This window comes from Kocuria sp. SL71 (genome assembly GCF_026672465.1).
GTDB classification, from domain to species: domain Bacteria; phylum Actinomycetota; class Actinomycetes; order Actinomycetales; family Micrococcaceae; genus Kocuria; species Kocuria palustris.
Map to the genome: position 1 here is coordinate 1,420,730 of NZ_JAPPRE010000001.1, position 26,224 is coordinate 1,446,953.

A 26,224-nucleotide genomic window follows, 5' to 3' on the forward strand; every position below is an offset into this window, starting at 1 on the left:
CTCACCGAACAGGCCTGCGCCCCGGCCGCCGCCTGGCGACCGGGGCGCAGCTCGTCCGCGACATGCTCGGGACGCTGTCGCCGATGGATCACTCCACCGGCTCGAGCTCGCTCTCCACGACCCACTTGTGGTTCGTCATCTCCATGCCGTCCATCGTCATGTCGACCATGTAGACGGTCTCGTCGGTGGAGCTGTCGATGGTGGCCTCGGCGCCCTCCATGCCCTCCATGTGATCTGCCTGGAGCACGACCTCGGTGCCGTCGGCCAGCGGTGCCTCCCCCGGGTCCTGCAGCTCCTCGTGCACGACCCACTTGTGGTCCTCCACGGACTCGCCGCCATCGGTCGGGGTGTAGGACACGGAATAGGTGGTCGTGTCGAAGGCCCCGGAGACGGTGGCCTCCGCGCCCTCCATGCCGGGCATGTGATCGGCCGTGACCCGGACCGTGTCCCCCACGGCGAAGGTCGGGTCCGACGCCTCCTGGATGCCCTCGGGCGCAGGCCCGCCGTCAGGATTGTGGGCGTGCCCGCCCTCCTCGGAGTGGCCCTCGTGCGCGTTCTCGGAGGCTGCGCCCGAGGACTCCGAGGTCGACGACGCAGCGGCCGAGTGGCCCTCGTGGCCGCCTCCGGCGCTCTGGTCCTCTTCACCGGTGCCGCACGCGCTCAGCAGCAGCAGTCCTGCCGCGGCTGCAGCTGCCGCGCCGATGGTCCTGAAGGTGCTGTTCATGTGATCGATCTCCTCTGATTCTTCAGTTGCCGTGCTGGATGGCGGGCCTTGCGGCCCTGTGGGGAGGGCGTCAGCCCTGGCGTGAGGCCCACTGCACGGACGCCTCTGGCGAGAGGTCCAGCCCGCGCAGGGTCTGGGCGTTGAGCGCGACCACCACGGTCGAGGCGCCCATCAGCAGCGCGCCCACGGCCATCGGCATCACGAAGCCGATCGGGGCGAGCACGCCGGCGGCCAGCGGCACCGAGATGAGGTTGTACCCGGCGGCCCACCAGAGGTTCTGCACCATCTTCCGATAGGACGCCCTGGACAGCCGCACCACGGAGACCACCGAGCGCGGATCGTCCGAGGCCAGCACGATCCCGGCCGAGGCCATCGCCACGTCTGTGCCCGCGCCGATGGCCAGACCAACATCCGCCTGAGCCAGGGCGGGGGCGTCGTTCACACCATCGCCGACCATGGCGACCTTTCGGCCCTTCGACTGTAGATCGCTGACGCGCTCGTTCTTGTCCTCCGGGCGCACCTGGGCCTCGATGCGGTCGATCCCGAGCTCTCGACCCACGGCATGTGCCACATTCTGGGCGTCACCGGTGAGCATGGCGGTCTCGATGCCGAGATCATGCAGGGCCTCGATCGCCTCGCGGGCCGCCGGCCGCACCTCGTCGGCCAGGGCGAGCGCGCCGATCGTGCGGCCGTCGCTGAGCACGTGGAGCACGGTGCGGCCGTCGCGGTCCCACTGCTCGGAGGGCAGCGCCTGTGCGCCGGTCTGCTCGAGCAGCCCGGGCCCGCCCACGCGGATCTGCGCGCCGTCGACGACGGCGGACACGCCGATCGCCGTGGAGCTGTCGTGCCCCGAGGCCTGCGGGATATCCAGACCGCGATCCTGCGCAGCCCGGTCGATGGCACGGGCCAGCGGGTGCTGGCTGCGAGCCTCCGCCGCAGCCGCCAGGGCGATCAGCCGGTCCTCGTCGAGGCCCTCGGGGGCATCGTCGGCCAGCTGGACGCCCAGCAGGGCCGGCTCGCCGCGGGTCAGGGTGCCGGTCTTGTCGAAGACGACGGTGTCGATCCCGCGCATGGTCTCCAGCGCGCTGCGGTCGGTGACCAGCACGCCCTGACGGGCGGCCCGACCGGTCGAGATGGACACGACCAGCGGGATCGCCAGGCCCAGGGCGTGCGGGCAGGCGATGACCAGCACCGTGACCACGCGGGTCAGTGCCATGTCCGGCGTGCCCACGATCGCCCAGACGATCGCGGTGATCACCGCCGCTCCCAGGGCGAACCAGAACAGCAGCGCCGCGGCACGGTCGGCCAGGCGCTGAGCACGGGTGGACGACGACTGCGCCTGCTCCACCAGCCGACGGATGCCGGCCAGAGCGGTGTCCTCGCCGATCTCGGTGACCTCGAGGGTCAGGGGCCGGTCGGTGGCCACGGTCCCGGCCACGACCCGCTCACCCTCACCACGGGACACCGGGGTGGACTCGCCGGTGACCATGGACTCTTCGACGTCTGCCTGGCCGTCGATGACGCGGCCGTCGGCCGGGATGCGTCCACCCGGGCGAACGACCACCCGATCCCCCACACTGAGCTCCGAGGGCGCGACGGTGCGGGTGGAGCCGTCGTCCTGCAGCAGCTCCGCCTCGTCCGGCAGCAGCGCCGCCAGCTCGTCGAAGGCGCTCGACGTGCGAGCCAGGGAAGCCATCTCGACCCAGTGGCCCAGCAGCATGATGACCACCAGCAGCGCCAGCTCCCACCAGAACTCGAGCTGCGGGTCCAGAAGACCCAGGTGGCTTCCCCACGAGGCCAGGAAGGCCACGGTGATGCCCAGGGCTATCAGGGTCATCATGCCGGGGCTGCGCTGCGTGATCTCGTCGACCGCGCCCGTCAGGAACGGGCGGCCGGTCCAGAAGTAGAGAACGGTGCCCAGGATCGCCGGGATCCAGGCGATGGCAGGGCTGTCCGGCAGGTCGTAGCCCACCAGATGCGCGAAGGCCCCGCTGAGCAGGACCGTGGGGATCGCCAGGACCGCCGAGATCCAGAACAGACGGCGGAACATGGCCACATGGTCGTGATGGCCGCCATGACCCCCATGGCCCCCGTGGCCTTCATGGCCGCCATGGTCTTGGTGGTCATGCTCCTCGTGCGCGGCCGGATGACCGTGCTGCTGATGCTGTGAGTGCGTCGCTTCCATGATTCCTCCTCCCTATAAGCATACCCCCATGGGGTATAGGTTCCAATTGATCGGCGCCATCCGCCCCCAGCGGCATCGGCTCCGCCGAGCCGCCCCGTCGGCCGCCTGTCGACGAGCAGGAGAACGAGGCCAACCTCGGCGGCCAGGCGCACTGGTCCTTCGGCGGCATGTTCCTGGTGGACTCCCCTTGCAGCGCCGCCTGGGAGTCCGCGACTCCTTCGAGCTCGCCTGGCAGGACTGGCAGGGCTCCGAGGGCTGGGACCGCCTGGAGGGCGAGCACCCCGAGGACGAATGGGCCCGGCAGTGGCCGTGCCTACGTCGAGTTCGCACCGATGACAAGCTCCCGTGGCTGCAGGAGCAGGGCGTGAAGTTCACCTCGCTCGTGGGCTGGGCCGAGCGAGGCGACCTCACCGCACGCGCCCACGGCAGCTCCGTGCCGAGGTTCCACGTACTTGGGGCACCGGCACAGGCATCTCCGACCCGTTCGTCGCCAAGGCTCGGGCGGTTGCCGAATCAGTTCTGGTGCGCTTCGCCTTCCGGCATCAGATCGACGGCCTCCTGTTCGACGGCGACCAGGTCACCGGCGTGCTCGGGACCGCGCTTGAGCCGGAGGCCGCCCGCCGCGGTGCGCCGTCCAGCCGCAGTCCCGTCGGCAGCTTCGAGCTGCGCGCCCAGGCCGTCGTCATCGCCACCGGCGGCATCGGCGGCAATCACGAACAGGTGCGCAAGTGGTGGCCCTCGCGCCTGGGCACGCCGCCGCAGAAGATGATCGCCGGCGTCCCGGAGTACGTGAACGGACGCATGCTGGACATCGCGACCGATCAGGGCGTCCGGCTCATGAACCGGGATCAGATGTGGCACTGCACGGAGGGCCTGCAGAACTGGGACCCCGTCTGGCCCGATCACGCGATCCGGATCTTCCCCGGTCCGTCGTCGGTCTGGCTCGATGCGCGCGGGCGCCAGCTGCCCGCCCCGGGCCGGTGCAGGAATTCATGGATCACGGCGACGACTTCGTCATCGCGGACACCCTGCCCGAGCTCGTCGATGGGATGAACGCCCTCATCGGAGACGACCTCCTGGGCCGCAGCGCGGTCGAGAGCATCATCCGGGCTCGGGACAACGAGATGACCAACCCCTACTCCAAGGACGCAGAGGCCGATTCCACACCTCTCTGCCATCCGCCGGCCGAATCGCCACCGCTTCAGGCTCGTGAACGGTGGCGATTCGGCCGGTGGATCGCTGAGCGGGCCGGAATCGGCCGCTCGAGAAGGAGCCTGCGAGCCCCACCTCCATCGAGCGGCCCCGTGGTGTGGGGCCCCAGATCGAGAAGCCTCTTGGTGTGGCCTAGGGGGCGGCAAAGCACACCACGGGGCCGCTCGACGACGGAGATCGCTGAAGCGCACATAGCGGGGCCACTCGATGAGAGATGACGAAAGCCCCACCGGGCATCATGCCTGGTGGGCCTCGTTCTTGCTGCTCCCCCGACTGGACTCGAACCAGTAACCCTTCGATTACTCGCTCCAGGTCACACGCATCGGGCCACGAATCATGCTTCTCGCCTTGCTGTGGCATCTTCGGCGGCACTCCACTCCACCACCCCGCTAGGTGTTGTGGGGCATGAGGTTCTTGTCACCAGCGGCGTGCTCAGATGAGGCGAGCGGGCCCCTTAGCCACAGGATGGAAGTTCCTACACAACCCATCCACGGAAGACAGAGCCCGCTCATGCCCCACGCTAATGCACCACTGACCCCGACCGGCCGCCTGCGCATGATCGAACGCCACCTCCATGGCGGCATCCCCATCGCCCACGTGGCCGCGGAGTTCCGCGTCTCCCGCCCGACTGTGACGACCTGGGTGGCCCGTTACCGCGCTGAGGGCGCCCCGGGGCTGAAGGACCGCACCAGCCGACCGCACACGACCACCGGTCAGCTCGATCCGCTGCTCATCGGGCTGATCGAGGACCTGCGCAGGGAACGGAAGTGGTCAGCCCGACGGATCCATCACCACCTGCGCGCCGAAGGCCATGACCTGCATCTGCGCACCGTAGGCAGGTGGCTGCACCGACTCGGGATCTCCCGACTGCGGGATCTCACCCCGACCGGTGAACAGCTGCGCCGGGCGCCACAGCGCATTCGCACGAGGCGGCCGGGGCAGATGGTGCACCTGGATGTGAAGAAGCTCGGGCGCATCCCCGATGGCGGCGGCTGGTGGGCCCATGGCCGTGGCAGCCAAGCGGCTCTGGCCTCCAAGCGCCAGGGGCGAGTCGGCTACACGTACCTGCACTCGGCCATCGATGGGCACACGCGCCTGGCCTACACCGAGGCCCTAGCTGACGAGCGTGCTGCGACCACAATCGGGTTCTTCTCCCGGGCGCGGGTGTTCTTCGCCGCTCACGGGATCACCGACCTGGAGCGGGTGGTCACGGACAACGGGAACAACTATCGCGCCGCCGACTTCATCCGTACGGTGCAGTCGCTGGCGGGCCGGCATCAGCGGATCCGCCCGTACACGCCTCGGCATAACGGCAAGATCGAGCGCTATAACCGGCTGATGGTCGATGAGGTCCTCTATGAAGCGCCCTGGGTTTCGTTCCGAGGTCAGGGCACCGCGGGCGCGGTCACCTCGGCCTCAGTGTAAGCAGCCTCGACCTCGACCGGGGTCCGGTACCCCAGTCGTTCGTGGAGCCGAGCCGTGTTCCACCAATGGACCCAGTCCAACGTCGCGATCTCCACCGCAGTAGCCGAGGGCCAGACGCGCTTGGAGTAGATGATCTCGGTCTTATAGAGACCATTGACCGTTTCTGCCAGGGCATTGTCGTAAGAATCCCCGACCGTACCGACCGAAGCAGTCACACCTGCAGCAATCAGCGCATCCGAGTAGGCCAGCGACACATATTGAGACCCTCGATCCGAGTGATGCGTCAAGCCAGAAGAATCCCGACGGGCACCAGTCGTCAATAATGCCTGTTCCAGAGCCAGAAGCGGCAGGCGATCTGTGTGCAGCGTTGAAGCGACCGACCAGCCGACGATCTTGCGGGTGCAGACATCCGTGATGAATGCGACATAGCAGAATCCCGACACGAGACGCACATAAGTGATGTCGGCGACCCAGAGCTCATGCGGAGCCGCGGCCGTGAAGTCGCGCTGGACCAGGTCCGGGCGATGATCATCTGCCTGGGCTGGACGGGTGGTGTTGGGCTTGCGGCCCCGGCGGACCCCGTGCAACCCGGCGCTACGCATCAAACGAGCGACCTGATCGCGGCCCAGGTCCCAGCCTGCTCGGCGCATCGCATGCCACATCTTCCGCGCCCCGTAGACGCTGTAGTTCTGCGCATGGACGCGCTGTATTTCCGGGATCAATGATTGATCACGCAGAGCACGAGCTGAGGCCGGCCGTGTTTTCGCAGCCCGGTAGGCACGAGAGGTGATGAACCCACATTCTGTTTCGCGCATCACGCGGCAGATGGCCTCGACCCCGAAATCGTCGCGGTTCTTGTCGATGAACCGGATCATCTCGTCGTGGGGCGGTCGAGTTCCGCTGCGAAAAAAGCCGAGGCCTTTTTCAGGATCTCATTGGCGCGGCGGGCTTCGGCGAGTTCTCGACGCAGCCTGCGGTTCTCTTCGCCCAGGCTCTCGTCAGTGGCGGGTGCCGGTGTCGCCTTGCTTGCTGTGATGGCTTGGTTGCACCAGGCGCGCAGGGTCTCGGGGCCACAGCCCAGCGACTCGGCCACGACTCGGATGGAGGCCGCGCGTGGTCCGCCCTCGGTGGCTTGGCGGTCGAAGACCATCCGCACGGCGCGTTCGCGGAACTCGGGGGTGAACTTCTTGGGCATGATCCGATTCTCCTTCAGGAAGCTCGGAACCAAACCCAGGGCGCTTCACTACGCGAGGGCCTATGACTCTGAGCAGGCCCGTCGGCAGGCCGTGAAGGTGTGGGTGAATCACTACAACTACCATCGCCCGCATACGTCCTGTGGTGATCAGCCCCCGGCCTCACGCACGCCGGCTCGTGTCAACAACGTCATGCCCTCCTACAGCTAGGTCATGTCTCCTAGGTGTTGTAGGGCATGAGGATCTCGCCACCAGCCGCGTGCTGATATGAGGCCAGCGGGCCCCTTGCCTGAAGGATGGAAGTACCTCAACAATGATCCGATGCGTGGGACCCCGCTCCTGCTCCACGTTAATGCACTACTGACCCCGACTAGCCGCCTGCGGACCGTCACCCGCCAACTTCACAACGGCACCCCATCGCCCATGTGGCCGCCGAGTTCCGCGCCTACCGCCCGGCCGTCACGACGTGGGTGGCCTGCTAACCCGCCGAAAGCGCCCCGGGGGTGAAGGACCGCTCCAGCCGCCCGCACACAGCCCCCGGCCAGCTCAATTGCCAGTTCATCGCCCAAACTGAGGAGCTGCGCCGGGAACGGACGTGGTCAGCCGGGCGCATCCATCACCGCTTTCGCCCCGAAGGCCATGACCTGCATCTCCGCAAAGTAGGAAGGTGGCTGCACCGACTCGGGACCTCCCGGCTCAGAGACCCCACCACAACCGGTGAGCAGCTGCGCCAGCCCCGGCAGCGCATCTGCCCGTCCTGCCCCGTCCCGTCCCGTCTCGTCCCGTCGCGTCCTGGGCAGATGGTGCACCTGGATGTGAAAAAGCTCGGACTCATCCCAGACGGAGGTGGCTGGTGGGCCCACGGACGCGGCACCGCACCCACACGGGCCTCCCAGCGCCAGGGCCGGGCCGGCTACACCTATCTGCACTCGGCGAACAACGCGCACACCCGCCTGGCCTACACCGTGGCCCGGCCCGACGAGACGGCCCAGGCCACGATCGGGTTCCTCTCCCGGGCCAGGGTGTTCACCGCCGCTCACTTCATCACCGAGTTCGACCGCGTCGTCACGGACAACGGGAAAAACTACCCCGCAACCGACTTCTCCAGCACCGTGCAGACCCTGACCGGTCGACATCAGCGGATCCGAGCCTATACGCCGGGGCATAACGGCAAGGTCGAGCGCTACAACCGACTGATAGTCGATGCGGTGCTCTACGCCAGGGCTTATGCCTCCCAGCAGACTCGGAAGGAAGCCGTGCAGGTGTGGGTGAATCACTACAACTACCATCGCCCGTATACGTCACGCGGTGATTAGCCTCCGGCCTCACGGACACCGGTTCCTGTCAGGAACGTCACACGCTCCTACATCTAGCAACTTGACTCAGAACATGGGAACCCGCTCAATAGCAACAAACCTGTCTTCAAAACAAGATTCGCTAAACCACAACTGGCGCATACAGAATTTACAACGGGGAACCATTTAGACCACGAATGCGACCGCCGCCACCACATCCCCGAAAGTCTGGTTATGATTTATAAAGCTACGAACGAATCCGACGAAGCGCGTCGAAACTAAATCGTTGCCCTATTTGCCCACGCGCTCTACTACCAGTTATGACTGTGAAGTGAAACAAAATGTTACAATCGAATCATTAATCGAGGCCCAGGTATGACTATCGACGTCGGGGAAATAAGACAATAGCCGTTCTTCTGAATAAGAATTCGAAACTGCTTCCGTCAAGCTTATCAACCCTAGCTTGACCAGACACTCTCGAAGCGTCCATAATCGGACGAGATCATAAAGCAAACGATCAGGAATCGATTTCGCACTGGCGGGCAGATGCGCAGACAAAGCCTCGGTCAAATCCGACCTTCGTGACCCTATATCGGATTCTACGTCAATAGATACATTTCCTTCGTATGAAATCGCCACCGCCACCACACCATGACTATGAGACCACGACACAGACGGCGCCCGAACAGAATGAGATAAGATTACCGCATACGGGCGTCCGTGATCGGTTCTGGAGCACTCCGCACAGCGTTGACGAATCCTTACATTCTCTGGCGAGACTTCAGATGAGGAACTAATCATGCAAACACAAATTAGGCGCGCCAAATAGGATTCCCAACTCAACCTTCCAGTGTCACCCAAAGAACTATTCATTAGTGGCAATTCCATCCCTGCAAGCATCAACGGAGCATCCATGAAGCCTACAACGATACGTGATCGCCTATGTGCACCACACCATAGACCCCTCCCCATACCGAAACGCCACTTGTTAGCCGATAAAATATCCCGTTCACCCCTGAATGATATACTCACAATTTAACCAATTGGTATATTCCTACAGCCAATAGAATTGCGCCAAAAACTAGCACCAATCCAACACTCGACGACTTGGCTTGTCGAGAGAGCCAGGCGTCCATCGTTGCAAGTGGGCCGCCAATACGAACAGGAGAAATTACCTTCCCCAAGGCTAGAAGCAGCGCAGGAAGAACCATAACACCACAGTATACCGCCAACAGGACACCAGATTCATACACGCTCAGGTCATTAGCAACCATCAGACCTATTGCCCCAAGATACGGCAGCATTGTCGCCACCTCTAGGGCAACAGCGGTAAGCGCGATAGATACCAGAACTGAAGCCGACTTCAGGCCGGAATCCTCACTCTGCATAATCTGGCTTCGAATCTTAAACATTCTTCCTGGCCCATTGTCCTCTGCATCCCCTCTTGCCTTCCCGCGACCCCTATAGGACAGAATGGCACCAGTTATCGCCAGAGCGGCACCAGCGACAGTCACGATTAAATAAAACCCAGCAGATTCAAAAAGCGCCTGATATCGCTCGAATAGTGCATCCGCCCCCATTACTAGCGCAAGCCCAATTAAGAAGTATGCCAGCGTCAGCACGAGAAGGTATATGACAATCCGTCCGAACTTGAACTTCCCGGGCGCCATTATAAGCCAGACTGGAATAAGTAGCGTGCCAAACGCCGCTGAGTCCAACAGCGCTAGGCCTATGATCGCGATAATTAACATGAGATTCCTTATCCAGCTCCAATCTAATGCGCGAATAGAGAACTTACTTTCACGCGGACGAATCTACTCCACAGGCGGGCGCGGCGGAATTTTTTACACAAAGGAGTGCTACTCAACATGAGATCCGAGCCGCGGTGTCCCACGCACTGTCAGTTTATTGACCAATTGTTTCGAACATATTCAAGGCAATTATCACTGACATCAGGCCCATACTGGACTTCCCAGCCGCTCGGCACATCCATGAAAGCAGCCCAAAGGCAGTACTCGTTTCGACTATTGGCCAGCACCACATACTCTTCCGAAGTGTTTCTCATCGTCATCCCACTCTCTTCGATTCTGAAATTCTAAACCGCACATTTCTCTGGAGATGCTGCATCTACCAGATCAGTCTCTGTTCAATTTCTGGCACTAACTGGCGCACGCTCCATGGCGACAGCATATCATTATGATTCGCGTCAATCTCTACTTCCTCGACCTCCCCTCGCGACACCTGGCTCCACTCATATGATTGATCCACATCGACATCTGTGTCGCGAGCTGCTCTGAAGAACGTAATTGGGAAATCTACTGAACGCTCCTCATGCATTCTCATTATCTTAATCGTTTCATTGTAGTTATTTTTGAAATACGTGATGTCAGAAATATCTGAAGCTCCAATCGTTGCGTCAGTATTCGACGCCCAGACTAGAAACGCTTCCGCGTCTCGTCGAGCGGTCTCTGGAACATCACTCCACAACTGACCACGCTCTTCCCAAAGCAGTCGACACACATCTTCATCATCGATCTGCTGACCAGAGTATCCGAGGAACCTAGACCTGTATGAATCGAGCAGGAAAGCTCGATGAACAGGTAGACCTGCACCCTCCATCTCTGCGCCGAGTTCAGTCGCCAATACCCCACCACTGGACCAGCCCAACAACATCATCCCTTGGGCGCTGATCATCTTCAACAGTTCCCTCTTGTAGAGCTGCACCAAACTCGATACTGACCAGCTCTCGCCACGGGCCATTGTCTCAGGTGCATCTATAAAGATGATGGGAATATCTTCACGTAAGGAATTGGCCAAGTTTGTATAGCTGACCGTATTCCCTGACGATGGATGAATACACACAAGAGGAACTCCTGTTGCCCCTGACCTGAACATCGTGATGGTGGTCAGAGAATCTGACCCTATCGCCTCGTTTGAGTCGGCGGCCATCATTCGTTCCCATATCCCACGAGGACTGCGCCCGTGGAGAACATGGTTTAGCAGGAGGTCGTTATTATTCATTCGTTGGGCTCGGTTTACGAGTTGGATGGCCGTGATCGAATCCCCACCCAACGCGAAGAACGAATCAGTCGCACTGACCTCACCAATACCAAGAACTTCCGCGAAGAGATCCATGATCTGCTGTTCAGCGTCGTTCTCGGCAGCGACCATATCCGCACGCGGGACATCCCCGGGCTTCGGCAACGCCTCAGCATCCAGCTTCCCATTCGTTGTCAACGGCAGCACACCGACTTCCATGACAACCGACGGCACCATATAGTCAGGCAACCATCCCGCCAGCTGATCCCGAATCGCGCTCACATCCAAGGATGTCCCACCCGTGTCCGGCACCACATACCCAACCAGCTGCCGTACAGCAGGCTGATCCTCACGGACCACCACGGCTGCTTGTCCCACGCCATGGCATCTACGCAGGGTCGACTCGATCTCACCGATCTCGATCCGATAGCCACGAATCTTCACCTGATCATCGGCTCGTCCGTCGAAGTAGATCTGGCCATCGGCTCCCCAATGCGCCAAATCCCCCGAGCGATACATCCGGGAGCCGTCTGCCGCGAAGGGATCCGCCACAAACTTCTGAGCCGTCAAGTCCGCTCGGCCCAGGTACCCGCGCGCCAGCCCTTCGCCAGCGATGAATAGCTCGCCAGTAGTACCTAATGGGCACGGCCGCATCGCCGAGTCCAGAACGTACAGCCTAGACCCGGGCAACGGCCTACCGATCGGAACAACGCCCTCCCAACCAGCCAAAGAACCCGTCATCGACACGCACACCGTGGCCTCGGTCGGCCCATAGCCATTGAGCATAAGTCGTCCGGGGGCCCACTTCGCAACCAACTCAAGAGAACAAGCCTCTGCGGCAGACAGAAGGCTCTTGACTCCTGCTAAGTCTTCCCCTTCACACACACTCAACACCGTCGGAGTTAGCACCGCGTGCGTCACCTTGTGCTTGTGAATGCTATTTCCCAGAACGTCACCTGGTGTCAGTTCCGGCTTAGACAGCACGACCAAGGCTGCGCCCGCGGACCATGCACACAGTGTTTCGAAGAACGCAGCGTCGAAACTTGGAGACGCGAACTGCAGCACACGGCTATCAGACTTGACTTGCAGATCGCGTCTCTGCGCCCCTGCTAGAGCCGCCGCCCCTCTGTGGGTAACGACCACACCCTTCGGTCGCCCCGTCGAACCCGATGTATAGATCGTGTAGGCCGCATCCTCAACTTCAAGAGCCCGTGAGAGTTCCTCAGAAACGATGGGCGAGTCATCAACCCCTGCATACTCTTCGGCCGACATGACTTCATCGAGCACCAATCGCACTGTCCCCGAAGAGGCCCCCACATCCGCCGAACACTCAGGGTTAGTCAACAGAACACCCGGAGTCGAGTCATTCAGCATGAAATCGATCCGCTCCGCGGGAAGTTCCGGATCAATCGGCAGGTACCTGGCCCCTGCCTTCAGAGAGGCCAGAACCGAAACCACCATCCCGGGCCCACGCGATAACATCAGCCCCACCGTGGAACCCACATCAACACCAGCCCGCATCAAGCGCCGAGCCAGTCGATTCGAGGCACGGTCCAGCTCCTCGTACGACATCGAGCCAGAGTCCCAAACCACAGCCGGACTCTCCGGACCCGACCGAGCCGCTCGCTCAAACAACTCATGCACCAAACACGGAGCCTCCTCCGGCGCTTCCCCAGCCCCCAGCTCTAGAACCGAAGCCACGTTCTCAGCACTCGACACTGACACGCGTCCCACAGCAACATCCGGGTTAGCGACCACCTGACGAAGAATCGATTCCCAGGCCCGGAAAGCACTGCGAATATAACTATCACCAAAGCAGTCGGTTCGATAGTCGATCGAAACATTCAGCGAATCCCCCGGAACCACCTTCACCGACAGAGGATAGTTGGTGCTCTCCTCCCCGTACATATTCACAAATTGGATCTCAGAATCAAGCACATGAGAGCCCTTGAGATACGGTGCGTTCTCGAAGACGAACAATGAATCAAACAACGTTTCCACGCCCAACGAGTGGTTCAACTCGTGAAGAGGGACATGCTGATCATCGAGCGTAGCCACTCTGTCCCGCGTGACCCCCTTCACAACATCGGCGAAGGACCGATCCGGTGCCAGTCCGACCCGAACAGGCACAGTGTTAATAAACATGCCCAGCAGATCTTCCACACCATCAAACGAACCACCGCGGCCCGAAACCGGCTCACCGAAACAGACATTGTCAGATGCGGTTAGTCCTCCGAGAACCATCCCCCAGGAAGACTCCAAGACGCTGTTGACCGTAGTGCTCAAGTCACGCGCCAGACGTTCTACCTCTCGGGTAAGAGCAGAACCCAGGTCGAATGACTGAGAGACGTGCAAATGTGGACGATCAGGGCCGGCCTCTGGTGCCACCAACGTAGGCTCGACAGTATCGCCTAGCACTCCCGTCCAGGTTGAGACTGAGTTCTCGGAACCAGACCTCGCAAGCCATTCGTAGAAATCCCGCAACCGGACTTCACTCGAAACCGGGCGCGAGTCACCACTGTACAAGGAAAGCAGGTCATCCAGGAGGAGGGGCATAGACCACCCATCAAGGATCAGATGGTGCATCCGAAGAACCAGGAAGCTACCACCCCACATAATCGGATAAACGTGGCATTCGATAAGGACAGAGTTCTCCAGGTCGAACGCAACCCCTTCGCGTTCACGAACCTGCGACCAAATGTCATTTCTCTCAGATTCGTCATGTGCGATAAATACCGGAGCATCGGAAGAAAGCACTACCTGAATAGGTTCCCCCGACTCCCGATGTGAAAAACGCACCCTCAAGGCCTCATGCCGTTCGATAAGCCGAGAGTATGCGCGTTCAATCCTCTCGATATCGAGCCCTCCCCCTAGTTCAAGCACCAGTTGCGAAACATAGGGGGCTCGCTCTTCATCTTGCCCCAGCAATGAATGAAAAAGCAGACCCTGCTGAAGCGGCGTCAATGGCAATACATCCATCACAAGAGCGTCATCCGACCCGCCAGCGTTAAAGGCCGACTCATACTCCTCAACTTCTCCGATAGATAGGTCCATGCTACGGGCCAAGGAATCTGAGAAATTGACGTAGCGGTGGGCAGCCAGATCGCGCATGTCCTCCAGGGCGCCTATCCAAGCGTCAGATATCCTGGATGCCGCTTCTCGTGAGTACAGTCTTTGACTGTAGCGCCAGACCACATTCAGCTTTGGAGCACTCACGTTACCCTTTGCTAGAATATCAATATTCAATCCACTGAACAGCGGAACATTCGGAGAGCGGATGTCTCCAAGTGGACCGCCAAGAGATTCTAAGAATACCCCTCCCCCCGGTGACCTGAGGGCGTCTTCGGAGAATCCGAAGTAGTTGAAAGACACATCGGATATTTCTACCGGCTGAGAATTACCCTGAGCAGTATTGGGAATCATGGAATGGTTTGTTCGCCATTTGTTCAAAACATTCAAACAGTCTGTCACATACTCAAGGAGGGTCAGATTATTTAATTCATCTGACACGATTTCAGGTAATTCGAACTCTAATTGAAGAATATTGGTCAACCACCCAACAGTCTGAGATAAATCTAATGACTCAATCTCGCTAACTGGTCGCCCCATTGATTCCATATCCACTAGAATACGAGTTGGGCGTCCACTCGATGGAAGTACATCAGGGCATCGGGCGATTCCAAGAACAAGGGCACTAGCCATTATTTCTGTTGGTGTGACTCCGTAGTCCCGTGCCCCTGGGCCAAGAATGAAATGTGCCAGATCTTCTTTAACATCGGAATGAAAGATGCCCGAATAATCCATTACATCGAGGTCGGGAGACACCTTTTCAAAAGTGTTTTTATCATCAGTTGAATGCTCGATGCTCATCGATATCTAGTTTCCTTTCCTTGTATCTGATGCGGCAAATAGCTTCTGCCAGGTACTACAAGTCGTTCAGGTCATCCACACGTGAGGTGCGTGACCCACTGCTTGATAGTGACTGGAACGTTATCGGGGACCTTATCCGTCTGATCCAGAAATATGTCCAGGTCTTGCACGAGAGTTGACCACGATACAGCGTCAGTGGCGAAATGGTGCACGATTAAGATAATACGTTCAACGGATTCATCTACGTCAACCTCAAGCACCGCATGGACCGTATCCCCGTTCGTAGCAGAAAGATTCTCGACCGCAACATTCCCCCGCTCCTGTAGATAACGGTCTCTTTCAATGGGATCATGCACCTTTTTCACTGCGCTTACGTAGCTCTTTGTACTGAACTCCTCCATTGATCTAATGCGAATAACGCTTCCTTGTCGCCCTCCATCAGCAATAATTCGAAGGGATTCATGCCGTTCGGCAATCCTTTCGATTGCTCTGACCACTTGATCCACGGATGCCTTCTGGATTTTCAACGTCAGCGCTTGATGAAAGCCATTGAAGGTTGGTGAATCCAAAGGACCGTACTTCGCGGCCCACCGCATGGAGGGAAGCGTGTCCAGATGCGCGAGCAAGGGACGCGTTGAACCTCGCTGCGACTGAGAATACTGTGCTTCTTCCACGGTGTCGCGACGAGATCTGGCAAGGTCTCGGGGCTTCGGATGAGCGAAAACCTCATTCGCCTTCAGAGCCACACCTTTTGATCTCGCTCGGTTTACGAGTTGGATGGCCGTGATCGAATCCCCACCCAACGCGAAGAACGAATCAGTCGCACTGACCTCACCAATACCAAGAACTTCCGCGAAGAGATCCATGATCTGCTGTTCAGCGTCGTTCTCAGCAGCGACCATATCCGCACGCGGGACATCCCCGGGCTTCGGCAACGCCTCAGCATCCAGCTTCCCATTCGTTGTCAACGGCAGCACACCGACTTCCATGACAACCGACGGCACCATATAGTCAGGCAACCATCCCGCCAGCTGATCCCGAATCGCGCTCACATCCAAGGATGTCCCACCCGTGTCCGGCACCACATACCCAACCAGCTGCCGTACAGCAGGCTGATCCTCACGGACCACCACGGCTGCTTGTCCCACGCCATGGCATCTACGCAGGGTCGACTCGATCTCACCGATCTCGATCCGATAGCCACGAATCTTCACCTGATCATCGGCTCGTCCGTCGAAGTAGATCTGGCCATCGGCTCCCCAATGCGCCAAATCCCCCGAGCGATACATCCGGGAGCCGTCTGCCGCGAAGGGATCCGCCACAAACTTCTGAGCCGTCAAGTCCGCTCGGCCCAGGTACCCGCGCGCCAGCCCTTCGCCAGCGATGAATAGCTCGCCAGTAGTACCTAATGGGCACGGCCGCATCGCCGAGTCCAGAACGTACAGCCTAGACCCGGGCAACGGCCTACCGATCGGAACAACGCCCTCCCAACCAGCCAAAGAACCCGTCATCGACACGCACACCGTGGCCTCGGTCGGCCCATATGTGTTCACTAACTGTCGTCCAGGGGCCCACTTCGCAACCAACTCAGGAGAACAAGCCTCACCACCAACGATAATTGTATCTACACTCTCCCAATCTTCTTGCCTCATCGACTGGAGTAGACCGGGAGTCGTTGACACGGCAGTGATGTGATGCTGAACGATAAAGTCATCGATAACGAAATCGATTCCCGCTTTTCCTGGCGGTGGAACCAAAAGCGTTGCTCCTGAAAGCAGTGCCAGAAACAATTCCTCGACAGATATGTCGAAGCTGAGTGCCGCGAACTGTGCAACCCTTGATCGCTGGTCTATTTCGAGACTAGCCGACTCATGGGAGAAAAGAGCCGCCATCCCTCTGTGGGTAACGACCACACCCTTCGGTCGCCCCGTCGAACCCGATGTATAGATCGTGTAGGCCGCATCCTCAACTTCAAGAGCCCGTGAGAGTTCCTCAGAAACGATGGGCGAGTCATCAACCCCTGCATACTCTTCGGCCGACATGACTTCATCGAGCACCAATCGCACTGTCCCCGAAGAGGCCCCCACATCCGCCGAACACTCAGGGTTAGTCAACAGAACACCCGGAGTCGAGTCATTCAGCATGAAATCGATCCGCTCCGCGGGAAGTTCCGGATCAATCGGCAGGTACCTGGCCCCTGCCTTCAGAGAGGCCAGAACCGAAACCACCATCCCGGGCCCACGCGATAACATCAGCCCCACCGTGGAACCCACATCAACACCAGCCCGCATCAAGCGCCGAGCCAGTCGATTCGAGGCACGGTCCAGCTCCTCGTACGACATCGAGCCAGAGTCCCAAACCACAGCCGGACTCTCCGGACCCGACCGAGCCGCTCGCTCAAACAACTCATGCACCAAACACGGAGCCTCCTCCGGCGCTTCCCCAGCCCCCAGCTCTAGAACCGAAGCCACGCTCTCAGCACTCGACACTGACACGCGTCCCACAGCAACATCCGGGTCAGCGACCACCTGACGAAGAATCGATTCCCAGGCCCGGAAAGCACTGCGAATATAACTATCACCAAAGCAGTCGGTTCGATAGTCGATCGAAACATTCAGCGAATCCCCCGGAACCACCTTCACCGACAGAGGATACGAGTCGAAATCTCGCAACTCATATCGTCCGATTGAAAATTCACTGGGTCCCTGCGAGATAACGTTCATCATGGGTGCGTTCTCGAAGACGAACAATGAATCAAACAACGTTTCCACGCCCAACGAGTGGTTCAACTCGTGAAGAGGGACATGCTGATCATCGAGCGTAGCCACTCTGTCCCGCGTGACCCCCTTCACAACATCGGCGAAGGACCGATCCGGTGCCAGTCCGACCCGAACAGGCACAGTGTTAATAAACATGCCCAGCAGATCTTCCACACCATCAAACGAACCACCGCGGCCCGAAACCGGCTCACCGAAACAGACATTGTCAGATGCGGTTAGTCCTCCGAGAACCATCCCCCCAGGAAGACTCCAAGACGCTGTTGACCGTAGTGCTCAAGTCACGCGCCAGACGTTCTACCTCTCGGGTAAGAGCAGAACCCAGGTCGAATGACTGAGAGACGTGCAAATGTGGACGATCAGGGCCGGCCTCTGGTGCCACCAACGTAGGCTCGACAGTATCGCCTAGCACTCCCGTCCAGGTTGAGACTGAGTTCTCGGAACCAGACCTCGCAAGCCATTCGTAGAAATCCCGCAACCGGACTTCACTCGAAACCGGGCGCGAGTCACCACTGTACAAGGAAAGCAGGTCATCCAGGAGGAGGGGCATAGACCACCCATCAAGGATCAGATGGTGCATCCGAAGAACCAGGAAGCTACCACCCCCCATAATCGGATAAACGTGGCATTCGATCAGGGGAGAGTTCTCCAGGTCGAACGCAACCCCTTCGCGTTCACGAACCTGCGACCAAATGTCATTTCTCTCAGATTCGTCATGTGCGATAAATACCGGAGCATCGGAAGAAAGCACTACCTGAATAGGTTCCCCCGACTCCCGATGTGAAAAACGCACCCTCAAGGCCTCATGCCGTTCGATAAGCCGAGAGTATGCGCGTTCAATCCTCTCGATATCGAGCCCTCCCCCTAGTTCAAGCACCAGTTGCGAAACATAGGGGGCTCGCTCTTCATCTTGCCCCAGCAATGAATGAAAAAGCAGACCCTGCTGAAGCGGCGTCAATGGCAATATATCAGAAGGCTTATTAAAATCAGATTGGATATGATGCTTCTCGGATACTGAGATAAACTCAATATCTTCATTATTCGACTCGCACAGATCGATTGACTTCGCATCGCGCGCGAGGTCTCTGGGGTTCGGATGAGCGAAAACCTCATTCGCCTTCAGAGCCACACCTTTTGACCTCGCTCGGTTTACGAGTTGGATGGCCGTGATCGAATCCCCACCCAACGCGAAGAACGAATCAGTCGCACTGACCTCACCAATACCAAGAACTTCCGCGAAGAGATCCATGATCTGCTGTTCAGCGTCGTTCTCGGCAACGACCATATCCGCACGCGGGACATCCCCGGGCTTCGGCAACGCCTCAGCATCCAGCTTCCCATTCGTTGTCAACGGCAGCACACCGACTTCCATGACAACCGACGGCACCATATAGTCAGGCAACCATCCCGCCAGCTGATCCCGAATCGCGCTCACATCCAAGGATGTCCCACCCGTGTCCGGCACCACATACCCAACCAGCTGCCGTACAGCAGGCTGATCCTCACGGACCACCACGGCTGCTTGTCCCACGCCATGGCATCTACGCAGGGTCGACTCGATCTCACCGATCTCGATCCGATAGCCACGAATCTTCACCTGATCATCGGCTCGTCCGTCGAAGTAGATCTGGCCATCGGCTCCCCCAATGCGCCAAATCCCCCGAGCGATACATCCGGGAGCCGTCTGCCGCGAAGGGATCCGCCACAAACTTCTGAGCCGTCAAGTCCGCTCGGCCCAGGTACCCGCGCGCCAGCCCTTCGCCAGCGATGAATAGCTCGCCAGTAGTACCTAATGGGCACGGCCGCATCGCCGAGTCCAGAACGTACAGCCTAGACCCGGGCAACGGCCTACCGATCGGAACAACGCCCTCCCAACCAGCCAAAGAACCCGTCATCGACACGCACACCGTGGCCTCGGTCGGCCCATAGCCATTGAGCATAAGTCGTCCGGGGGCCCACTTCGCAACCAACTCAAGAGAACAAGCCTCTGCGGCAGACAGAAGGCTCTTGACTCCTGCTAAGTCTTCCCCTTCACACACACTCAACACCGTCGGAGTTAGCACCGCGTGCGTCACCTTGTGCTTGTGAATGCTATTTCCCAGAACGTCACCTGGTGTCAGTTCCGGCTTAGACAGCACGACCAAGGCTGCGCCCGCGGACCATGCACAAAGTGTTTCGAAGAACGCAGCGTCGAAACTTGGAGACGCGAACTGCAGCACACGGCTATCAGACTTGACTTGCAGATCGCGTCTCTGCGCCCCTGCTAGAGCCGCCGCCCCTCTGTGGGTAACGACCACACCCTTCGGTCGCCCCGTCGAACCCGATGTATAGATCGTGTAGGCCGCATCCTCAACTTCAAGAGCCCGTGAGAGTTCCTCAGAAACGATGGGCGAGTCATCAACCCCTGCATACTCTTCGGCCGACATGACTTCATCGAGCACCAATCGCACTGTCCCCGAAGAGGCCCCCACATCCGCCGAACACTCAGGGTTAGTCAACAGAACACCCGGAGTCGAGTCATTCAGCATGAAATCGATCCGCTCCGCGGGAAGTTCCGGATCAATCGGCAGGTACCTGGCCCCTGCCTTCAGAGAGGCCAGAACCGAAACCACCATCCCGGGCCCACGCGATAACATCAGCCCCACCGTGGAACCCACATCAACACCAGCCCGCATCAAGCGCCGAGCCAGTCGATTCGAGGCACGGTCCAGCTCCTCGTACGACATCGAGCCAGAGTCCCAAACCACAGCCGGACTCTCCGGACCCGACCGAGCCGCTCGCTCAAACAACTCATGCACCAAACACGGAGCCTCCTCCGGCGCTTCCCCAGCCCCCAGCTCTAGAACCGAAGCCACGTTCTCAGCACTCGACACTGACACGCGTCCCACAGCAACATCCGGGTCAGCGACCACCTGACGAAGAATATTATAGTAGGAATCAAAGAACTCTTGACTCTCTACTTCGCCAAATATTTCATCATTCGCATACCAGGCGAGTTCGTTATGAAGACCATCAGCTGAGTAGAAGCTAACAAAGGCATCATCGGTTAGGCCGTTATTACTAGCGGTCATCCTCCCATTAAGCTTCTGGACTCCAGTATCGAAAGGCATATAATTGACCGTAAGGCCAAACAAGGAACCCAACGTACCATCTAATCCAGCCGCTCGAGATATTTCAACACCCCTTACACGCTGCCTTCTTACTGCCCCCTGGATCTTGGTCGCAGCTTCCTCTACATGCTCCCGCACAGTTAACGAACGGTTGTGACTCACTACCAGCGGAACACCGTTCGCCATATTGGCGGGCGTATCTCGATCTTTCTTGGTGGCCCGCCCCGATACAGCAAAACCAACAGATAATTTGCTCTCGCCCGAAATTGAGTTTAATAGAATACTAGCCGCGACCACAAGAAGCGCAGCCGGTGACAGCCCCTGCGCCTCAAGATTATCCAAGCGATCTTGAATATCCGAATCAATCTCACGATGGAGAATATGGTTCGATCTGGCCGGGTTAAGCGGCAGTCTTGGCTTGAGTACTACCGGCTGGGTCCCGGCGTCAAGCTCGGCCTTCCAGTAATTTAGATCAGCCTCGTAACGCTTGGAATTCCGATATTTCGCTTCTCTCTCGACAACTGCACCCAATGGTTCAGGACGATCACCATCCGAGCATCCTCGCCCTGCGACAAGCTCGATATACTCGTCAATCACATCATGCAGGAACCGAATGGCAGAATAGCCATCTAGGTAATAGTGGTGATTTGCCAAATCAAGACGGAATTGATTGCAATCAGTCTTGGATAAGAGATAGTAGTGAGAGTTTCCCGAGTTCAAATCGCATATTCCAGAGAGGCCCTTTTCGAGCTTTAGGGAGAACTCCCTTGACCTGACACCGCCCGCTGCGCTATCGTCAAAAAACTCTACATTTGGATCAATTTTACTCCAAACTTGACGCAGCTCACCAGAGTCCGGGTCCCAAAATGGAGAAAACCCCAGCGCAGGCGTCCGATTAATATTGCGCTCCAGAGCGGAGATCATAACATCGGGCTGTAGTCCCTCATTGAATATGACAAAGTAGTGAACAAACCTACCGTCGCTTTCCTGTGAAACTTGGCGACTAATCCAGAACTCGCCTTGAGCTTTCAGAAGGTCAATTTCTTCGGTCAAGAGAAGGCCTCAATTCGTAGCAGGAGGACCGTCCAATGTCAGCGCTCGAGGTGCACAATTTGTCTACCGATCAACGAATGCTCCTAGACTGTAACCCGAGGGCAGCTCCGAACACCACCCCCAAGCCGCGATTGCCCCAGCTTGCATGAGGGGTTGACGCTCAAGAGAACTAGATGGTAGTAGCGTGTGGGATTGCGGGGCACGGCAAGCGCGAGACTGACCGTGACTAATTCAATTGTTCACATCGAGCCATGGAGCCTTTACTGCTAGGTGTAGGAGGGCATACAGGGTCTCTAAATCTGACTGGCTTGTTGAGCGGCCGGGAAATACGCGGCCGAACCCTTATACCTATCCTCGAGAGCTCTGCAATGATGCCGTTCAAATGGCCCACTCCCCTAACAACAAGGACGAGATCGCGAATCGTGAATGACTTCAACGTCCACGAGAGGACCCTGCACGCGTGGATCCGTCAGGTAGGCATCAACGACGACAGCCGCCCCGGCAAAAGCCAGGGGAGTCGATCGATTTTCTTGATTCAACAAGCGGGTTCGGTTGCTGGGCGGCATAATGGGGTCCGGCGGCGCTTTGCCGCTTATCTGCCCAGGCAAAATGCAGGAAGGGGTTCTTCCCGGCCGTGACCAAACTCGCCGCCGACAGGATTCCCGTCGCGCTGCCCCTCCCGGTGCTCAAGCCCTTTCGTGCCTCCCTCGTTACCTTTTCGGCGGCGCCTGGATCATCCAGGATGAGCAGATGCCGGCCAGCCGGTGCTCGGCATGATCGTTGCCCCCAGTCGCACTCATGATCCGCCGGCGTGTTGTCACCGAGGACAGGTCTGGTGATCACGGATCGCTGATAGAGGCGGGGCCCTCCTCACGAGGGTCTTGGTAACGTGGATGCCGAGCGTGATCACCCCTGAGCTGGCCAGCACACACATGGCCCGACCAGCCCAGGAGCAACCGCCATGACTACCCCACCACCAGCCATTTACATCGGCCTCGACGAGCTCGTGAAGACCCACGGGCCGGTGCTGCTCGTGGTCGATCAGCCGGCCACCATCGGAGCCCTGCCAGTCGCTGTGGCCCAGTCCTGTGAAGACGTGGAAGTGGCGTACCTGCCGGGACTGGCCATGCGCCGGATCGCCGATCCGCACCCCGGGCCCGCCAAGACCGATACCCGCGATGCCGCGATCAGCGCCGAAGGAGCACGCACCATGCCCCACACCCTCCGAGGAATCCGAGTCGATGACGAGCAGATCACCGGGCTGGCCATGCTCGCCGGCGATGGCTGACCAGCTGGGGCGTTACCCGGCCCCGGGCAAGCTGAAGACCGCCAGACCCGGGTACGTACGAGCCGGCCGGCGCAAACACGCACCCAGACTGGCGACCCGACTGACTGAGGAGATCCTCGACGCCCTGGACCAGCAAACTGTCGTGGCTTGCACTAATGCTGCGGGCACGGTGGTACCGATCCTGGCCGAACAGCTCGTCAGACCGATCCATCAGCGTAACAAGCTCGCCACGCAGGTGGATGCTGTGGTGGAGGCCCGCCTTCTTCACCCGATCTTGATCTCGATGCCCGGTATCGGGGGTCAGGGCCGCAGCACGGATCCTCACCGAAGTCGTCGGCAAGGACTTCGCCGATGCCGGGCACCTGGTCTCCTACGCCGGCATGGCCCCCGTCACACGCCGATCCGGGACCTAGCTGTAGGAGGGCATGACGTTGTTGACACGAGCCGGCGTGCGTGAGGCCGGGGGCTGATCACCACAGGACGTATGCGGGCGATGGTAGTTGTAGTGATTCACCCACACCTTCACGGCCTGCCGACGGGCCTGCTCAGAGTCATAGGCCCTCGCGTAGAGGACCTCATCGACCATCAGCCGGTTATAGCGCTCGATCTTGCCGTTATGCCGAGGCGTGTACGGGCGGATCCGCTGATGCCGGCCCGCCAGCGACTGCACCGTACGGATGAAGTCGGCGGCGCGATAGTTGTTCCCGTTGTCCGTGACCACCCGCTCCAGGTCGGTGATCCCGTGAGCGGCGAAGAACACCCGCGCCCGGGAGAAGAACCCGATTGTGGTCGCAGCACGCTCGTCAGCTAGGGCCTCGGTGTAGGCCAGGCGCGTGTGCCCATCGATGGCCGAGTGCAGGTACGTGTAGCCGACTCGCCCCTGGCGCTTGGAGGCCAGAGCCGCTTGGCTGCCACGGCCATGGGCCCACCAGCCGCCGCCATCGGGGATGCGCCCGAGCTTCTTCACATCCAGGTGCACCATCTGCCCCGGCCGCCTCGTGCGAATGCGCTGTGGCGCCCGGCGCAGCTGTTCCCCGGCCGGGGTGAGATCCCGCAGTCGGGAGATCCCGAGTCGGTGCAGCCACCGGCCCACGGTGCGCAGATGCAGGTCATGGCCTTCGGCGCGCAGATGGTAATGGATCCGTCGGGCTGACCACTTCCGTTCCCTGCGCAGGTCCTCGATCAGCCCGATGAGCAGCGGATCGAGCTGACCGGTGGTCGTGTGCGGTCGGCTGGTGCGGTCCTTCAGCCCCGGGGCGCCCTCAGCGCGGTAACGGGCCACCCAGGTCGTCACAGTCGGGCGGGAGACGCGGAACTCCGCGGCCACGTGAGCGATCGGGATGCCGCCATGGAGGTGGCGTTCGATCATGCGCAGGCGGCCGGTCGGGGTCAGTGGTGCATTAGCGTGGGGCATGAGCGGGCTCTGTCTTCCGTGGATGGGTTGTGTAGGAACTTCCATCCTGTGGCTAAGGGGCCCGCTCGCCTCATCTGAGCACGCCGCTGGTGACAAGAACCTCATGCCCCACAACACCTAGCTGGATCGTGATCGTGGCCGAATCCAAGATCTGCTGCGCCTCGTTGTCTCCCCACACGCTGCGAGCCTGAGCCGGGGACTGGATGATCACCATCGTCGAGATCCCCACACCGCCACCATCGGACATGATCGTGGGCAGCTCCTTCCACGGCGCGATGTTCGCGATCTCGTCCAGGATCAGCGACAGCGGCGGATCGAGCCGATTCCCTCGCTGACGGATCGCCATCTCCCGCGCCTCAGCCGTGATCGCGTCCATCAGCGCGATCAGCATCGGAGCCGCCGCACCACCACCTGCCTTCGTGCCGACCAGGAACAACGTGCCCTTCTCCTCGATGAAGGTCTTCGGGTCCAGCCCCTCGCCCGGCGCTGGGTCCAGCGCATCAGCGACCTCCGGAAGCATCAGCGCCGACGTCGCCGAGGACACACCCATCCACTTCGACGGAAGCATCCTGGGGTCACTGTTCAGCTCCGAGTCCAGAGCAGCGCCCCATCCTGGGGCAGCCTCCGGCGACTCCTTCAAGATCCGCGCCGCAGCCGAAGCCATCCCCGGATTAGCCCCCCAACGCCCCAGAGCCGGCGTATCCACCTTCGCGATCGCCGCCGCGTGCAGCAGGTACTGGAGGATCGTTGTCGCCACGCCAGCCCACTCCTGATTCGACGTCGACTGCCCCATCGATGAGGCGCCCACAATCGCCTGCGCACGACGAGAGGCCACCATCGGGTCCTCACACCCCTGCGACGGCGACCACTTCAACGTCGAGGGCAGCTTCGTGAGTCCCTGCGGATCGAACAACGCCACCGGCCCGGTCTTCTTCCGTGCCTCCCATACGGCCCGGACGTTGTCGCCACGAGTCGACGTCGTCACCACAGCCCCCGGAGCGTCCAACAGCGCGTTGATCACGATGTGGAAGCCCTTGCCCGAGCGCGGCGGACCGATGATCACCACCGAATCCTCGACGCTGATCCACACGGGCTGTCCCTGTGAGACCCCGATCAGCAGCCCCACTTGACACGGCTTCGGGTCCTTCACCGACGGACGCACCGCCGCCGCCTTCGACATCAGCGCCGGCTCCCCCACCCGCTTCTTCACCTCGCGCGCCTTCGCAATTCCCTCGCGACCAGCAAGATCGTTCAGGAACCGCCGGTCGGACTCCTTCCACCGTGACCACAGCACGACGGACACAACGACCAGCACGGCCACGATCAGCAGCAGTCCCCCCAGCACCGACCACAGGCCCACCACCGACGGCTCGCAGCCGCTCTCCGTCGCCAGGGCTTCGCGCCCAGTGCGGAAGAACCCCACCACCGCACCAGGACCCATCCGCTCCGGCAGACCACCGCACTGGAGCAAGGTCATCAGCGAAGCCGTCCCCACGATCGCGACCCAGATTAGCGCCAACCCGCCGACCAGCACCCCCAGCACCATCGCCCACATCGTGTCGTCATCGCGCGGCATCGCTGCCCCTCCTGAACCTCGTGTCCTGCCTGTCACTTCCCCATCGACACGGCAGCCCCGCAG

Annotated in this window: 12 protein-coding genes, 4 pseudogenes and 1 other annotated feature; of the genes and pseudogenes, 5 read left to right on the plus strand and 11 right to left on the minus strand. The window is 60.1% G+C overall.

Features of this window, described 5'->3' with window-relative positions:
- Window positions 1–88: 88 nt before the first annotated feature.
- Window positions 89–724, minus strand: a complete 636-nt coding sequence (locus tag OVA15_RS06380) for a YdhK family protein (RefSeq protein WP_268143811.1) — start codon at window positions 722–724, stop codon at window positions 89–91.
- A 70-nt stretch (window positions 725–794) separates the two neighbouring features.
- Window positions 795–2,774: a heavy metal translocating P-type ATPase gene (locus tag OVA15_RS06385; RefSeq protein ID WP_442786728.1), complete on the minus strand. Its 1,980-nt coding sequence runs from the start codon at window positions 2,772–2,774 to the stop codon at window positions 795–797.
- 480 nt (window positions 2,775–3,254) lie between these two features.
- On the opposite strand from OVA15_RS06385, the gene OVA15_RS06390 reads away from it, so the two are divergent.
- Together OVA15_RS06390 and OVA15_RS06395 are read left to right on the plus strand one after the other, a co-directional pair.
- The gene (locus OVA15_RS06390) at window positions 3,255–3,962 is read left to right on the plus strand and encodes an FAD-binding protein (RefSeq protein WP_326493264.1); all 708 of its coding nucleotides are present in this window, start codon (window positions 3,255–3,257) and stop codon (window positions 3,960–3,962) included.
- Between the two features lie 669 nt (window positions 3,963–4,631).
- Window positions 4,632–5,492 (plus strand): annotated as a pseudogene (locus OVA15_RS06395) (IS481 family transposase); the annotation flags it as partial.
- A gap of 14 nt (window positions 5,493–5,506) precedes the next feature.
- On the opposite strand, the gene OVA15_RS06400 reads toward OVA15_RS06395, so the two are convergent.
- A protein-coding gene (locus OVA15_RS06400) for an IS3 family transposase (protein WP_268143815.1) occupies window positions 5,507–6,741 on the minus strand; the annotation gives its coding sequence in 2 pieces (ribosomal slippage) (window positions 5,507–6,459 and window positions 6,459–6,741; 1,236 coding nt in all).
- Window positions 6,364–6,460 (minus strand) — a sequence feature (AL1L pseudoknot). (Overlaps the previous gene by 97 nt.)
- Before the next feature lie 49 nt (window positions 6,742–6,790).
- Here OVA15_RS06400 and OVA15_RS06405 point away from each other — a divergent pair.
- Both OVA15_RS06405 and OVA15_RS06410 read left to right on the plus strand, forming a co-directional pair.
- Window positions 6,791–6,949 (plus strand): annotated as a pseudogene (locus OVA15_RS06405) (integrase core domain-containing protein); the annotation flags it as partial.
- 129 nt (window positions 6,950–7,078) lie between these two features.
- A pseudogene (locus OVA15_RS06410) lies at window positions 7,079–8,055 on the plus strand (integrase core domain-containing protein).
- A gap of 1,007 nt (window positions 8,056–9,062) precedes the next feature.
- Here the strand turns inward: OVA15_RS06410 and OVA15_RS06415 are convergent.
- From OVA15_RS06415 to OVA15_RS06435, 6 genes are all read right to left on the minus strand, one after another.
- Entirely contained in the window at window positions 9,063–9,785 is a 723-nt protein-coding gene (locus OVA15_RS06415; RefSeq protein WP_268143817.1) for a GAP family protein, read from the minus strand.
- 149 nt (window positions 9,786–9,934) lie between these two features.
- On the minus strand, window positions 9,935–10,105 hold the full coding sequence (locus OVA15_RS13420) for an MbtH family NRPS accessory protein (RefSeq protein ID WP_442786729.1): 171 nt from the start codon (window positions 10,103–10,105) through the stop codon (window positions 9,935–9,937).
- A gap of 56 nt (window positions 10,106–10,161) precedes the next feature.
- Window positions 10,162–14,943, minus strand: a complete 4,782-nt coding sequence (locus OVA15_RS06420; protein ID WP_268143819.1) for a non-ribosomal peptide synthetase — start codon at window positions 14,941–14,943, stop codon at window positions 10,162–10,164.
- Between the two features lie 71 nt (window positions 14,944–15,014).
- Window positions 15,015–17,957: a non-ribosomal peptide synthetase gene (locus OVA15_RS06425; protein ID WP_268143821.1), complete on the minus strand. Its 2,943-nt coding sequence runs from the start codon at window positions 17,955–17,957 to the stop codon at window positions 15,015–15,017.
- Window positions 17,929–19,317, minus strand: a complete 1,389-nt coding sequence (locus tag OVA15_RS06430) for a condensation domain-containing protein (protein ID WP_268143823.1) — start codon at window positions 19,315–19,317, stop codon at window positions 17,929–17,931. The genes OVA15_RS06425 and OVA15_RS06430 overlap by 29 nt, the downstream gene beginning before the upstream one ends.
- A 4-nt stretch (window positions 19,318–19,321) precedes the next feature.
- On the minus strand, window positions 19,322–21,883 hold the full coding sequence (locus OVA15_RS06435; RefSeq protein WP_268143825.1) for a non-ribosomal peptide synthetase: 2,562 nt from the start codon (window positions 21,881–21,883) through the stop codon (window positions 19,322–19,324).
- A gap of 1,015 nt (window positions 21,884–22,898) precedes the next feature.
- Here OVA15_RS06435 and OVA15_RS06440 point away from each other — a divergent pair.
- A pseudogene (locus OVA15_RS06440) lies at window positions 22,899–23,581 on the plus strand (IS110 family transposase); the annotation flags it as partial.
- Here the strand turns inward: OVA15_RS06440 and OVA15_RS06445 are convergent.
- Both OVA15_RS06445 and OVA15_RS06450 read right to left on the minus strand, forming a co-directional pair.
- Window positions 23,581–24,585 (minus strand): IS481 family transposase, encoded by a 1,005-nt coding sequence (locus OVA15_RS06445; protein WP_268143827.1) that lies wholly within the window; start codon window positions 24,583–24,585, stop codon window positions 23,581–23,583. The pseudogene OVA15_RS06440 and the gene OVA15_RS06445 sit on opposite strands and share 1 nt — an antisense overlap.
- Window positions 24,586–24,655: 70 nt before the next feature.
- Window positions 24,656–26,161: a type IV secretory system conjugative DNA transfer family protein gene (locus OVA15_RS06450; protein WP_268143829.1), complete on the minus strand. Its 1,506-nt coding sequence runs from the start codon at window positions 26,159–26,161 to the stop codon at window positions 24,656–24,658.
- Between the last annotated feature and the right edge of the window lie 63 nt (window positions 26,162–26,224).